At 38.7% G+C, this 15,562-nt stretch carries 6 protein-coding genes and 1 tRNA gene; all 7 read left to right on the forward strand.

Annotated elements, in window-relative coordinates; translation table 11 throughout:
• Positions 1-44: 44 nt before the first annotated feature.
• The 7 genes from AC2FA3_RS03765 (at position 45) to AC2FA3_RS03795 (ending at position 15,543) form a co-directional block, all read left to right on the forward strand.
• Complete coding sequence (locus tag AC2FA3_RS03765; RefSeq protein ID WP_490508384.1) at positions 45-2,366, forward strand: NADP-dependent malic enzyme; 2,322 nt, start codon at positions 45-47, stop codon at positions 2,364-2,366.
• A 342-nt stretch (positions 2,367-2,708) separates the two neighbouring features.
• Positions 2,709-3,908, forward strand: coding sequence for a tRNA nucleotidyltransferase/poly(A) polymerase-related protein (locus AC2FA3_RS03770; protein WP_490508385.1), 1,200 nt, complete (start codon positions 2,709-2,711; stop codon positions 3,906-3,908).
• 46 nt (positions 3,909-3,954) lie between these two features.
• Positions 3,955-4,767, forward strand: a complete 813-nt coding sequence (locus AC2FA3_RS03775) for a pteridine reductase (protein ID WP_490508386.1) — start codon at positions 3,955-3,957, stop codon at positions 4,765-4,767.
• A gap of 93 nt (positions 4,768-4,860) precedes the next feature.
• Positions 4,861-4,937, forward strand: a tRNA-Ile gene (locus AC2FA3_RS03780).
• Positions 4,938-5,108: 171 nt separating this feature from the next.
• A complete protein-coding gene (locus AC2FA3_RS03785; RefSeq protein WP_490508387.1) occupies positions 5,109-6,380 on the forward strand; it encodes a site-specific integrase in 1,272 nt (423 codons plus the stop codon).
• A 331-nt stretch (positions 6,381-6,711) separates the two neighbouring features.
• Complete coding sequence (locus AC2FA3_RS03790) at positions 6,712-10,245, forward strand: SIR2 family NAD-dependent protein deacylase (RefSeq protein WP_490508388.1); 3,534 nt, start codon at positions 6,712-6,714, stop codon at positions 10,243-10,245.
• Positions 10,246-15,543 (forward strand): NACHT domain-containing protein, encoded by a 5,298-nt coding sequence (locus AC2FA3_RS03795; protein WP_490508389.1) that lies wholly within the window; start codon positions 10,246-10,248, stop codon positions 15,541-15,543. It abuts the gene before it with no gap.
• Positions 15,544-15,562 lie beyond the last annotated feature (19 nt).

Here is a 15,562-nt window from a genome sequence, read left to right on the forward strand (position 1 = left end):
TCACCATTTACTTTATTCCAATTATCCCAACCATGGCAATTATTATGAATGACGATATCACTTTGAATACGGATACCCCTATCACGGAAAAAGAGCAGTTCGAACAAGCTGCCTTACATTACCATGAGTTTCCACGCCCAGGTAAAATCTCAGTTACGCCTATCAAGCAACTGGCCAACCAACGCGATCTGGCGCTCGCCTATTCACCAGGGGTTGCCGTACCTTGCCTTGAGATTCAAAGAGATCCAGCATTAGCGGCTAAGTATACCGCTCGCAGCAACTTGGTCGGTGTGATTACCAACGGTACTGCGGTACTTGGTTTAGGGGATATTGGTCCATTGGCATCAAAGCCTGTAATGGAAGGTAAAGGGGTACTATTCAAAAAATTCGCAGGTATCGACGTTTTTGATATTGAAATTGCTCAAAACGATCCAGACAAGTTTATCGAAGCCGTTGCGTCTTTAGAGCCTACTTTTGGCGGTATTAACCTAGAAGATATCAAAGCTCCAGAATGTTTCAAAATCGAGCGCGAATTGCGCAAACGTATGAACATTCCGGTATTCCACGATGACCAACATGGTACGTCAATCATTGTTGCCGCAGCGATGCTAAACGCTTTGCTCATCACTGGCAAAAAAATTGAAGAAATTAAAGTAGTCTGTTCAGGCGCAGGTGCTGCAGCTATCTCTTGCTTGGATATCATTTGTGCGCTTGGTGTTGATAAAAACAACATCTTGGTATCAGACTCACGCGGTATCATTACTACTAGCCGTGAAAATCTTGATGAGACTAAGCAGCGTTATGCCCGTGATAGCACCGCCTCTACTATTGAAGAAGTGATGGATGATGTCGATATGTTCTTAGGCCTATCTATGCCTGGTACATTGACCGAAGACATGGTTCGCCGTATGGCAAAAGACCCTATCGTCTTTGCCCTTGCCAACCCAACGCCTGAGATTATGCCAGAGTTGGCTCATGCGGTACGTCCAGACGTCATCATGGCAACAGGTCGCTCAGATTATCCAAATCAAGTAAACAACGCGCTATGCTTCCCTTATATCTTCCGCGGTGCGTTAGACGTTGGGGCAACGACCGTTAACGAAGAGATGAAAATTGCTTGCGTAAAAGCAATCGCCGCCATGGCACATGTTGAAGCGACGCCAATGAGCAACGTGAAAAACGTTGAAAGCACACCAAGCTTTGGACGCGAATATCTCATTCCAGGACCACTTGAGCCAAATTTAATCATTGAAATCGCTTCTGCCGTTGCTAAAGCGGCAATGGATTCTGGGGTTGCAACCCTTCCTATCGCGGATATGAAAGCCTATCGTCAACGCTTATCTGAGTTTGTTTATAACTCAGCATTTGTTATGAAGCCTATCTTTGCCCGCGCGAAAGCCGATCCTAAACGTATTGTTTACTGTGAAGGTGAAGACAGCAACGTCTTGCTCGCGGTACAAGTGGTCGTCGATGAACAGTTGGCACATCCAATCTTGGTAGGTCGTCCTGCCATCATCGAAAAGAACATTGAAAAGCTAGCGCTACGCCTAAAAGATGGTGAGAACATCACCATTGTGAATCAAGATGATGATCCACGCTATAAAGACTACTGGCAAGGCTATTACGAGAAAAACAAACGTAATGGCGTCAGTATCGAGCTTGCCCGCCGTGATGTCCGCCGCAAGACTTCTTTAATCGGTGCGCTATTGGTTGAAAATGGTGATGCTGATGGTATGATTTGTGGCACATTCAGCTACTATCATCTGCATTTAAAATACGTTAGCAGAGTCATTGGTAAAAAAGAAGGCGTCAGTGATTTTTATGCGATGAATGCTGTCTTGATGCAAGATCGCAATATCTTTATTGCTGATACTTATATCCACGAAGACCCAACGGCTGAGCAATTGGCTGAAATGACGGTATTAGCAGCCGATCAATTGCGCCGCTTTAGTATCACGCCACGCGTAGCACTGGTTTCGCATTCAAACTTCGGTACATCAGACCGTGCCAGCGCGGTAAAAATGCGCAAAGTACATCAGCTGCTGACAGAAATGAATGTCGACTTTGAGTTCGATGGTGAAATGCAAGGTGATGCGGCCCTTGATGAGCATATTCGTGCTAATGATTTACCATCAAGCAACCTAAAAGGCTCAGCAAACTTGCTTATCTTGCCAACGCTTGATGCAGCGAACATTGCTTTTAACCTACTCAAAACAGCAACCCGCAGTGCGTCTATTGGTCCTATCTTGCTAGGGGCTAATAAACCTGTGCATATCCTAACCCCATCAGCGACAGCGCGTCGTGTAGTTAATATGACAGCGCTTGCAGTTACTGAAGCTCAAGACTTAATCAATGAGCAGAAGTAGTTGTTTATATAGCGTATAAACACATGGCTAAGCCGGTCTTCTGTTAGTTATTTATAGAAGCCGTCTGCTATACTAAAACCAGTCAATACTCCTAAGCGAGCGTTGACTGGTTTTTTTTGGCAAAATACTTCAGGGCGTGTCCTCATTTTAAAAGTGGTGATAAAAATGAGATAAATTGCAGCCAAACAAGGAAAATAGCGCAGTTAATATCGGGATATTACCCAGCTATTTGACGAGGTTTGGCAAAATTTAGCCATTTTTAGCCATTTTTAGCCCATCTAGATGTCCATCGATTGAATTGAGGACACGCCCTACTAAATACTGGATAAAAAAGAGACTATTATGCAAGTGTATCTCGTCGGCGGTGCTGTCCGTGACCAACTGTTAGGTCGTCCTATTAAAGACAAAGACTTTGTCGTCGTCGGCGCCACTGTCGCAGATATGCTGGCGGCAGGTTTCCAACAAGTAGGCGCAGACTTTCCGGTATTTTTGCATCCTGTCAGCCGTGAAGAGTATGCATTAGCACGTACGGAGCGCAAACAAGGTCTAGGCTATCAAGGCTTTAGTGTGCATGCTAGCCCTGATGTGACATTACGTGAAGACTTACAACGTCGCGATTTGACCGTCAATGCCATGGCGATTGAAGTCAAAAGCCTAACCGATGACACGCCTATAACTGGTAAAGTCGTCGATTACTATGGCGGATTGGATGACATTAACAGCAAAACTCTACGTCATGTCTCAAGCGCGTTTAGTGAAGACCCATTACGGGTACTACGAACCGCGCGCTTTTATGGACGCTATTATGATTTGGGTTTTAGAATCGCCGATGAAACCTTGCTATTGATGCGCCAATTGGTAGGCTCAGGAGAGCTTGCGCATTTAAGTAGTGAACGCATTTGGCAAGAATCAAGCCGTGCCATGATGCAAGTATCGCCTCAGGTTTATTGGCAGCAGCTTTTTGAGATTGGTGCGCTGATAGAATATTTTGCCCCGCTACATCAAGCTTGGAGCCAGGCTCAATACGGCCAAATAAGAGAGATTGTACAAACGGCGTTATATTTCGCTGGTCAAATGCAGTTAAATTTGTCACAGCGCTGGGCGTTATTAATGGCAAGTCTGAACAGAGATTTATTTATTTTAGAATCTACAGACTTAAATTCAGATATGATGGCGACTGCCGTTAAAGGTATTAATGAGATAGGTAACAGCGCGAAGGTACCAAAAGCACAGACTCAATTTGCTACTTTGTTTGTGCAGCAAGCAAAGAATCTTAGCATCATAAACCAGCTTAACGCCGCTCAGAAAATTGATCTTATCCAAGCCTGTGGCGCCCATAAAGCACCGGAAAAACTCTCGCAGCTCTTGGTCACTGGCCATGTATTACAACTCGCCATACAGCATCGACAAATGATGTTGGCACTGAGTAGCTTTCGTGCAATCGGCATGGATGATATTGATGAAAATCTCAAAGGTCCAGCGATTGGCGAAGCATTACGACAACGTAGAATTGAGCATTTACAAGCACGACATTTCTCGTAAACAAGCTCTTGCAACCAGCATTTTAGATTATAAAAACACCTTTAATATGAACCAAGAATTTAGCTTAAACCAACCAAAAGACACTAATGCCTCAGCGCCAGTCATGCTAGTAACTGGTGGCGCTAAGCGTATCGGTGCGGCTATTGTTCGTGCCGCCCATGAGCAAGGCTACCGTGTTATTATTCATTGCCATCATAGTAAGCAAGAAGCCAATGCGTTAGCTGATGCGCTTAATCAAAGTCGTCCCGATAGTGTGGTCGTTGTCCTTGCAGATTTGGCGGTTGTTAATAATAGCGAGACGCTACAGCAATTTACTCGCAATATCATGCAAGCATTTGGGCAACTCGATGTCCTAGTACACAACGCCTCACGCTTTTATCCAAGTCCGCTTGGTCATATCAATCTTGATCAGTGGGATGAATTATTTTTGACTAACGCCAAAGCGCCTTTATTATTGAGCCAAGCATTATATCCTTATCTACGGACACAACAAGGCTGTATTGTTAGCCTACTTGATATCCATGCGCATAATAAACCTTTTGGGCATTATGCTGTCTACAATATGGCAAAGGCGGCGCATAGGATGATGGTGCAGTCACTGGCGCTTGATATGGCGCCTGATGTACGCGTCAACGGCGTCGCTCCTGGCGTTAACATCTTACCAGATGCGGATAGCGACCAAGCACTTGACCAACAGCAGCAAAAAAGTATTGTCGACTCTATTCCTATGCAGCGAATAGGCAAACCTGCTGAGATTGCGCATAGTGTCCTTTATCTTGCACAAGCCAGTTATGTCACTGGTGAGATAATTACGGTAGATGGAGGCCGAAGCCTGACATTGGCTGGCGGTCATATTTGATAGAAAGTAGCACTGCGTAAAAATATCTGTATTAGTTCCTATCTTTTACTTGAAAATCTAAAAAAATCAGGTATCATTGTGCGTCTAACGTTAGGGCCCATAGCTCAGTTGGTTAGAGCAGAGGACTCATAATCCTTTGGTCGTAGGTTCAAGTCCTACTGGGCCCACCAAATTCAAACCCTTACAGTCATTGACTTGTAAGGGTTTTTTATTGTCTAAAATTTATGCGAATACATAGATGTAATTAAATTTTTGATACTATCTTGATACTTTGACCCTTGTAGTAATTAAAGTATGATGACTACTAACACTATGGTTATGTACTGCTGCATGGGTGATATATGAAAGTTAAACTTACCAAAAAACTTATCGATTCAGTAGACTATACTGCTAAAGGTACTGAAATCTATATGGACGATGTACTAACTGGTTTTGCGCTACGGGTAGGCAAGCAGTCAAAGCGCTATACACTGCATAAGCGCATCAATGGAAAGCTGTATAGAGACGAAGTAGAAGAAACGCACTTGATTACGCTAACCGAAGCGCGTGAGAAAGCCAGCATAATGATGGCAAATATAAAAAAAGGTATGCATGTTTACGATGGTCTTCATGAGAACTTGGAAGACCCGAAAGATAAGACCAATAATGTACCAACACTTAAAGAGGCTTATAAATACTTTAAATCAACAAAGACTGGGTTAGCTAAAGGCACTATTACCACTTATGATCGTCAAATATTACATAAGCTAAAAGACTGGTTAAATATTTCTCTAAATGATATTACTAAGTCAATGATAAGTGATAAGCATAAAGAGATAAGTAAGCATAGTGAAGCTCAGGCTAACGCAACTATGAGAGCTCTAAGATCCGTTTGGAATTATTGTCGTGATAGCTTTTTAGATGATGACGAAGATTTTTTAATCAAAGAGCAACCAGTACGCATACTCAACGCCAAGAAAGATTGGAATAAAGTTAAGCCACGTACCAAACATATTGAAGAAGAGTATTTAGGTATGTACCTCAAAACACTTTTAAATTATGTTGATAGAAGCTCACACATGCAAGCGCCTCATAGCAATAATGCACGAGATATCATGCTACTTTTTATGTTCACTGGTGTGCGTTTGAATGAAGCGCAGTCCTTAAAGTGGTCTGACATCGACCTTAAAGCTGGCCGGATAGTATTTAAAGATACAAAAAACGGTTCTGATTATCATATGCCTACTAGTAATATCCTACAGGCTCTACTCGAGGAAAGGTGGAGGCTGAGTTCCGGCAAGCAATGGGTATTCCCAAGTGACTTGCAAGCCAGCGATGACCATATAAAAGATTTAAGCGGTAGTTATAAGGCCATAGGTAATCAAGCAAACCTATATATTACTCCACATGATTTGCGCCGTACTTTCGGAACGGTAGCTAATAGCTTAAATATTAGCTATCCAGTCCTTAAACGCTTGCTCAATCATCGTGAAGCTAAATCAAGCGATGATGTTACCTTACAGTATGTGCAGGTATCACAGAGGCAACTAAGAGACGCTTTAAACTCAATAGAGTCTTTCTATTGTAAGCATGCTGGCATGACGCAAGATGAAATCATCATTAAATATTACTAATCTAATAAGACCTTAAGAAGATCACTATAAAAATATCATCAGCTGATTTAGTAAGAACAAGCCGTGATGGCGACCAGTCCCATTACCTATACTCATTTATAATAGCTCTATTACTGTCGTTTGCAAGAGTTTAATCAACGCAATTAGCGCTTCTCTGTGATGGGTTTTACTACTACTCTATTTTATAAGCAGTATATTTCTTAGTATGATAAATTGGACTGTCATAGCAGTGAGAGCAGTCATTGTTTGATCGTGCTTTACGTTCAGTTTCGGGTACGCTGTGTTTGACTAAATATAATGATAAATATTTAACTATTTACGAGTAGCCATTATGAGTATTAAAAGCTTACCCGACTATCCATTACTAAAAAAGCTCGCCGAAGCTCTTTGGCGAAATGAAACGTCATATCAAGGCGCTGCTATTATGGTGGGCTCTGGTTTTAGTAGAAGCGCTGCTAGTAGTGGTGATATAAATAGTAAGTTACCTTTGTGGAATGACCTTCTAAAGGTACTATCAAAAGATTTAGGATCCGATCCATGGGGCGATCCTCTACGAATCGCTGAGGAATATAGTTCTTACTTCGGCGAACAAGCATTGAAGGATGTAATAGAGCAAACTGTTAATGACCCTGCATGGATACCAGGCGATTTATACGGCTCATTGTTAAAGCTGCCTTGGACAGAAGTGCTTACAACTAATTGGGATACGCTGTTAGAGCGGGCAGCATCTGATATCTATAAACCCATCTACAGTATTGTCAATAAACCTGAAGATCTATCCTCTTCTCGCTCTCCTAGAATCGTAAAATTACATGGCACAGTACAAATTTCTCATAATCTGATATTTACTCAAGAAGACTATCGACAATATCCAAAGACTCATGCAGCATTTGTAAACCTAGCTCGTCAAGTATTTATCGAAAATGAGTTTTGCTTACTAGGATTTTCAGGTGATGATCCTAATTTTTTACAATGGGTTGGTTGGGTCAGAGATCATCTAGCTAGCCATGCTCGTCGAATTTACTTAGTGGGCGCCTTAGATCTGAGTCCAGCTAAGCGCAAATACTTAGAGTCAATCAATGTGGCACCTATTGATTTATCAACTCTAGTTAGACACTTGGACAACCATGATGAAAAACATCGTAAAGCAACCAAGATGTTTCTCGACACTCTTCAGATACTCAAGCCTAAAGATAGCTGGGATTGGCGACCAACTTCGATTACTCGTAAAACTATTCCAGAAAACGAAATAAGTAGAGTCCATAAGGATCATAGCTATGCAGCAACGTTACTAGAGAATCAGCTAGATCAACTTACTAAAGATAGAGAGTCTTATCCAGCATGGTTGGTATGCCCTTCTAGTATAAGGTCGAGCTTACAGAATCAGATTAATGATCCTTTTCCAAACTCTAAAAACTTGTCTGAAATGGAACCTGATTTGCGTTCAAAGATGCTTTACGAAATCGTATGGCGTAACATCATTACCTTCAGTGTGGATGCCATACATCTAGCTGAAGAGCTTCTAGAAATTTGTGATCCTTCTCAACCTAGTGGACTAACCAGCAAACAGCAGATTGAAATAGCATTATGGCTTTTTAGGAGTACACGCTGGTTTGATGATAACGATTATAAAAAGATTAACTCAAGAGTAGCTCAGATTTTAAACACAGTTAAACTAAACTCTTTAGAAGTGAAAAATGAAATACACTATCATAAAGCTATCTTAGCTAGAGAAAGCTTTGATTACTCTGATTTAGAAAAATTAGTTGAAGAGATTGAAGTCATAGACCCATCATGGGGTATGAAAAAAGCATCGCTTCTAGCCGAGTTAGGTAAATTTGACGAAGGTGAAAAACTTTTAAAAAATGCATACAAAGAACTCAAATTACAATCTCGAAATGATCCAACGTCAGTTTATGTCTTATCACGTTTAGCTTGGGTTAGTTTTCTTCTTCAAGGAGCTAGTTTCTTTAACCGTAATGATTTAGAAGTAAAGCCTAATGATTTTGATTTTATGAAATCAAATCCTTGGAGCTATCTTGAAAATATTAGAAAAGAGTTATCAAAAGACTTGGGCGAACAAATAAAAAACAATAGTGTAGAGCCTGCTTTTCAACCTGGAGTATATACAGATCATACTAAGTCAATAGTATTTAATAACGGATTGCCTTCTATTCTACTCGTTGAAGGACTAACAAATACTGTTGGAATCCCTATCAAATGGAGAAACGTCAATATCATTGGTGATATGATAGCGAATTTAGCTAAGCTAGACAGTTTGGAAGATAAAAACCGTTTTTTGTATGCTATACGAGCATCAAGCTCAGACTCCACAGACATACTCAAAACAACCTTATCACGAATTAATATTGCAAAGCTAACAGGAGAGGATTCAAGATATTTATTAGATCAGACGTTTAAAGGTTGTATTTATTGGCTAGAAAAAATCATTCAAACTAATAATGAGTCTGCATATTATTATTTTAGTAGATTACAAGTTTTTATGGAGGCTTTAGCTAGGTTCGTTATACGGGCGGAGCCGGATATGGCTATAGAAGTATTTAAGTGGAGTTGTAGTATTGCAATCATAGATAAAATTAAAAACTTTTGGTTGTCTAAACCTTATAGCCATCTCATAGAATACAGTTTACTAGCTATACCAGATAATCGAAAGTTGGAGATATTTGAAGATGCTCTCTTATTTCCTGTAGCTACCGAAGTGAGTATTGATAATGATTTTGGTCAGAGATGGCCAAACCCTGTTGTAAAATCACCTCCCGTAAGAAATGATAGTCTTAAAATCAGTTCACGTTTAGATGAAATCATAAACCATATTTCTCCGAATAATGAGGACAGCGTTCATGCTTTAATAAAGCTATTTCCTTTAATTGAAAACAACTATTTGAATGCTAACGAGTTAGAATCTATAAAATGGAAAATATGGGGAAATCCAGCCAACTACAATTTTATTCCTAAACTAGGTATTTTAGACCATGCTTTGTTAGGACTATCTGGCAATGATAGTAAAGCGTTGGCTTTAGTTGTCAGAAAACATCTTTTTAAAAGTAATGATTTAATTAATATCCATACGCTTATAGCGATTAAAAATCTTGTTTTGAATGAAAAATATAGAGAACTGCCTACGAAGAAACAGTCTAACAAGATATTCAATACTTTAATTGCATGGCGGTCCACTGCAAAAGACACTGATATTCCTGAGTTTTTTATAGATAATACGGAAGAACGTTTGGCCAAGGAAATTGCATACACTTTGAACCATGCTATAACACCTTATTTAAGCAAATCGAAATTAAATGAAAATAATTTGAATAAATTGATTAGTTTTTATAAAGAAACAGAAGGTTTTGAGGTGCTATCATCGTTTATCTATTTTACTAAGAGTTGTGATGTAGCTATTGATATTCTTACAAAAGATATTCGTGAAGGTTTCTATAAAGAAGATACAAGAAGAGTTGTATCATCAGCAACTGCTTTATTGAACTGGTGTAAATTAGACTTTAACGATGCATTGAAGCCATTAATTTCAAAGTTAATTTATTCAATAAATTTGAATCGCACTAGTGGACTTACCTCATTGATATATATAGCTAATGAGCTCTACTCTCTGGCATATTTAAGTAATGAAAATATTTCAACACTAATTGAAGTCATTCCAATAATTTTTGATGGTAGTGCCTACGAAAATGTAAATCCAGCCAGCCATTTAGCGATTAACATTACTTCAGTTAGAACTGAAAGTATTAAACTTGCTCGAAATCTACTAAAAAACTATCCAGATAGTGAATTAAAAAGGATCATCGATGAAGCCAAAACAGACCCTCTACCAGAAGTAAGATTTGCATAAATGGAAAATAAAAATACTTCACAGTCTCCAGAGCTTGCCGGTGGTGATGGTTTTATCTATGAAGGTCATGTCATGGCCTTTTATTTAACTGCATTGTTAGCTGAAGCGAGTGCACCTGGCTGTAATGGTACGGTAGTAAATGTAGCTAGCCAGCAAAGAGACTTCGGCTATCCTTTAGATGACGTCATAATAAAGTGGATAGACGCATCAGATCGAATTGGAACAACTAGCTTGCAGGTCAAACGCGACCTGACGATTAGCTCTGCTGACACTAATAAGAATTTTAGAGATGTAATACGTGATAGTTTAACTAGTTATCAAGATGCTAGTTTTAATAATGGTGTAGATAAGTACGGAGTGGCAGTTAGTGAAATATCCTCTGCTAAATTTCGTGATCTAGGGTTTCTCTGCCAAATAGCTGTTGAAAGTGGTGATATTGAACACTTTGAGCAACGGTTTAGTCCTAATGGGAACGCTAGTGCGGATATTAAAGTTGTTAGAGAAGCCATATACCAGCTATTGGATGAGTTATCTGCTACTCCGTTGATACCTGCTGAAAAACATGATTTTCTAAAACACTTTATTATTGTGAGGTTTGACTTTCTACATGACGGTGAAGTTGACGCTCATGTAGGAACACGATACATTCAATCGCAATTACCGAATAATAGTAATATATCACCTGTATTGGTCTGGTCCCATATTTACGAGTTAGGAAGAGAGTCTGCAGGAAAGGCAGGTCAGTTTGATAGGGTTCGTTTAGTCCATGAGTTATGTAAGGTTGTTAAACTCAAAGAAGGTAGAACTTTTGAGGAGCAGATTTCAAAAATAAAAGAGCTTACGAATACTTACTTACATCAAATTCAAAGCGATATTGATGGATATAGTTTAGATAGAAGTGGCTTAAAATTAAAATTTTCTGAAGTGCTTAAAACGTCCCGTTTTATTCAGATAACAGGTATGCCAGGTACTGGTAAGTCTGCTCTGCTACGTAAAGAAATTGAGAGCTATTTAGAGAGCTCGTTTGTGTTGTTTTTAAAATCCGATCAATTGGTCGGTAAAAACTGGGCTCAATACGCTCAAAGCTCTGGGATACCTTCAACTCATAGTCTAAAAGATCTATTAGTTGAAATTAAATCAGCAGGCACACCCATCTTGTTTATTGATGGTATTGACCGTGTTGACAGTCAGAATAGACCAATTATCGATGAGTTAATAAGTTTGATTTTAAATGACTCACTATTAATAGAGTGGAAAATAGTCGTTACCTTACGTGAGACAGGGCTAGAGCCGCTAAGAACATGGCTTGGGTCTGTTCTTAAGCAGGCTTCAATTGGCAACGTCACTGTTAATAAATTAGATGATAATGAAGCAAATATTCTCTCAAAACAGTTTCCGAATTTAAGAGGCTTACTTTTTAGTTCTTCTGAAAATGTAAAGCATGTCACTAGAACCCCATTTTTTGCAAAAATTCTATCTACGCTAAGTCTATCAGATGATACATCCCCAGATTCTGAACTAGATTTGATACATGAATGGTGGAAACGTGGCGGATATAGTGCGACGAGTCAAAAAGTCATAGATAGACAGAACGCTTTACTAGAATTAGCTGAGCATAAGGTTAAAAATCTTAGTAAATCCGTAAAAAGAAGATCGCTTAATAGTAACTCGGAACTAGATGAGTTAAACAGCGACGGTGTGATTAGAGTCGATAGTAAAAAAACTACAGTAGATTTCGCTCATGACATCTTTTTTGAATGGTCATTGTTGTACAATTTACTTGAAGCTGATAATGAATGGCTCAATAAAATTGAAGAGTTCGGTCAACCTCCAGCTATTGCTAGAGTCGTTGAGTTATTGTCTCAGCAGAAACTTGAAGGCGATGAATGGTCTAATGATATAAACAACCCTAAATTTAATGAGCTTCGCTCTCAATGGATGCGTGCGTGGTTGTTGGGAGCCGTCAGCCATCCAAATATAGCACAATACAGTGATCAATTTAGAGGCAAACTGGCTGAAAACGACTATGATCTCTATGAGAAGTTATTGGTTTGGTTTCAAGCAGAAAAGACACAGCCAAACCCGCTGATACTTGCTACTTCCAAAGATATAAAAGTTGCTACCTCTCTTGCGTGGCCGACTGACTTAACCCTATGGTTTCAAGTTATTATTTTTATATTAGAAGATACTCCTTTATTGCCAGAAAACATATATCCAAGAGTTGTCGATGTCTTTAAAGTTTTTCAAAACCTAGCAATAAATTTTGAAAACGCTACACAGCCTTCACAGGTTGTTATTGAGTTTTCATCCAAAATATTACAAATAGCTTTAGATTGGCTATCTGAAATCGAAGGGATAAAAGATCATCCTAGTACTCATAACTGGCAATTAGTTAATGACATAACAGGATTTAAAGATGCGCTACGTAATTTGATTATAGTGTCAGCAAATTCTAATCCAACTTTCATTCAAACCTATTTGAATAGGCTACTCGATCTAGATGAAATACCTAATGAGATTTTTAAATACATAATACATCTTTCTGGGTTTATCGCGCAGAAGCATCCCGAATTACTAGTAGAGCTATGTTTGAAAAAATTGTTATGTGAGCTACCGCTCGACAGGTATACGAGAAAGTGTGAAGAGAAAAATCGATCTCAAGAATACTGGGCACATTTAAATAGTATTCCAGTAGAAGACAGAACTGCTAAACAAAATAAGTCTCTTCAACTTAGATCATTATCTGTAAGTTCGTTTTCAACTGAGAGAATTAGTGATAGTGATTGGAATAACCTTTCTATTAATACTGACTTTCTTGATTTCTATCCTTCCTCTTCAACTAAAGAACCATTCCACTCGTTATTAAAACATGCTCCCGACTCTGGATTAAGACTAATTACAGAGCTATCAAACCATGCTAACACGGCTTGGCGACAGCTTCATGAGCTATCTGATGAAAAGCTCACACCAATTCCTATCACATTAGACTTTCCTTGGGGATCTCAAACTTTCTGGGGCAATGAGCAAGAATATATTTGGTCACGCCCATACTGGGTAAATGATACATTGTCATCAGCATTTATGACCCTAGAAAAATGGTGTTTTGAGCAGTTAGAAGCGCATGCGAATCTAGACGAGTTAATTCAAAAAATAACCAAAGATCATGAATCATTAGCCATCCTAAGTGTTGTGTCTGTACTCGCTCTTGAACAACAGTGCATTAGCGAAAGCATACTTCCTTTGGTGACGAATCAAAAAGTGCTTGATTTAGATTACTATCGATATACTCAAGACATACGTGGTTCATCATCAGACAGGAAAAGCTATAAATTTTGCTTGTCGAATTTACTAAGTGCATTCGTTTTTTCTAAATTTAGTGAGGAGATCAAAAAAAGATTAATTGGACTTGAAAACTTCCTACCATACAATTTTGAAGAACAGATGGATAATGCAGTAGTTACTGAAAGATTAATAGAACGAGCTAAATTTTACGCCGAATATGCAGATGAAGCTACTTATATAGTCCAATCTACTGAAAACGAAAATATAGTCGCTATTTCGCATCATAGCCCTTCTTTAAATAGTAGCAAAAACTTAGAAGAACATAAGCAAAGTGTAAATTTTCTTAATTTCAATAATATAGCCTATTGGGCTCATAAATCTCTTTTACAAGACTCCATCGTAGAAGGATATTCTATTCAATCTGCTCTAGATTTTATAAAGGAACACGATGAGCCTGAGCTTTTTGAAGATGATTGTGAAGGTTGGACTGAGGAGTCTACTCGTACACGCATGAAACAAAATGCTATTGTTGCAGTAGCGACTATGACACTATGGTTTAGAAAAGGTTTGGTAGATGCAGATTTGATGTGGGCTCGTGGCGTTATAAGTAGAGCTGTTTTAATTCCGTTCAACTCTTACGAGTGCAATACTTCAGAAGCAAAGCTTTCCTTTCATCCAAAAATATTTTCTAGTAAAGCACTAGCTTCTGAAATAAGATTTGATCCAGCCGACGATAACGCAAAGCTTCAGCTCTTATGCATTATTGCAAGTCCAGTAAATGAGATATCAATATCGGCTTTAAATGCATGTCTTTCATTGTATGACATTGATAGAAAACTGACCTATTCTGCTATATTTATGGCCGTATCCATGAGTTATAATTATTTGAAATATCGTAATTGTAACTCAGAGGATACAGAGAAAGTAAAGACGGAATTAAAGAGTATAGAATCTGCCTTAGTTGATTACTATGAATCTGATAAACAATTCATTCAATTACCAAATTGTGGAAGCCCATGGGTTGAGTTGGAAGAAGAAAAATATAGACCTTCTTCGAACTATCACTTAAATAAGTCTTTTGACGCTATAAAGTGGGAAAGATCTGATGAACAATGGGATACAACTTTTTTGAGTCATATCTTAAAGCAACTACCTATTGAAGATTTACTACAGACAGACTTCAAAGAAGAACTTCTAGGTTTTATAGAGAGTTTAATTAATTGGGCTATTGAACTAACTGAGCCTTCTTGGGCTGAAGAATATGATTTTAAAGGCAATCGAGGCAGCTTTTATGACTTCATGGACGCTTTAGGTAATATCATAAGCATGATCTGTAGTAAGTTACCTTTTAGTGAAACCTATAATAGATTTGTAGAACCTATACTAGCTCTAAAGACTCAAGAAGGTTGGAAGCTTATAGAGCCATTAATTAGTTATTGTAGTAGCAATCTCTATGATGAATTGATTGTATCAGAAGATATTATAAAAATTTTGCAAAAGTGTTTGGATAGATTCTTACAAATTGAAGAGCTAAACAAAGATAGCTACAGAGTTGGCAGATTCGAACAACTTAAAAATAATACACTAGAAATATTAATGTTTACTCGATTTAGCCAATTTAATGGTGCTAAACGGTTTGCAAATGAAAACTGGTCTGAGATTAATTTGATATTACCAATTATCGATAAGCTTGTGCGTGAAGCAGGTTGGGTAGGCGTTGTTATGCAAAATTTCGTACAACTATGTGAGAGCGCTAAAAAAGACTATCCTGCTGAACTTTTCGCAGATCAAGTCTTAACCGTCATATCTACACCTAAGCTTGTAGGCTGGCAAGGTAGCACGCTATATTCAAGGCTTGCTGAACTAGTTCAATTTTTTGCGGCAAGAGACAATCCACTAAACTTGCAAACTGGGCAAAAGCTCTTAAGAATTATTGACTGGCTTATTGATCAAGGCGATAGACGTAGTGCATCACTACAACAAAGCGAATTGTTTAGAAGCATCAAGGTTAATTGAACAAGCTAGCTATAAACAG

Source organism: Janibacter sp. CoH_79_TC_3 (genome assembly GCF_058197955.1).

Bases quoted from the DNA above. Each gene is read 5' to 3' on its own strand.
- AC2FA3_RS03765 (WP_490508384.1), top strand. From the start codon at position 45: ATGAATGACGATATCACTTTGAATACGGATACCCCTATCACGGAAAAA.
- AC2FA3_RS03770 (WP_490508385.1), top strand. From the start codon at position 2,709: ATGCAAGTGTATCTCGTCGGCGGTGCTGTCCGTGACCAACTGTTAGGT.
- AC2FA3_RS03775 (WP_490508386.1), top strand. From the start codon at position 3,955: ATGAACCAAGAATTTAGCTTAAACCAACCAAAAGACACTAATGCCTCA.
- AC2FA3_RS03785 (WP_490508387.1), top strand. From the start codon at position 5,109: ATGAAAGTTAAACTTACCAAAAAACTTATCGATTCAGTAGACTATACT.
- AC2FA3_RS03790 (WP_490508388.1), top strand. From the start codon at position 6,712: ATGAGTATTAAAAGCTTACCCGACTATCCATTACTAAAAAAGCTCGCC.
- AC2FA3_RS03795 (WP_490508389.1), top strand. From the start codon at position 10,246: ATGGAAAATAAAAATACTTCACAGTCTCCAGAGCTTGCCGGTGGTGAT.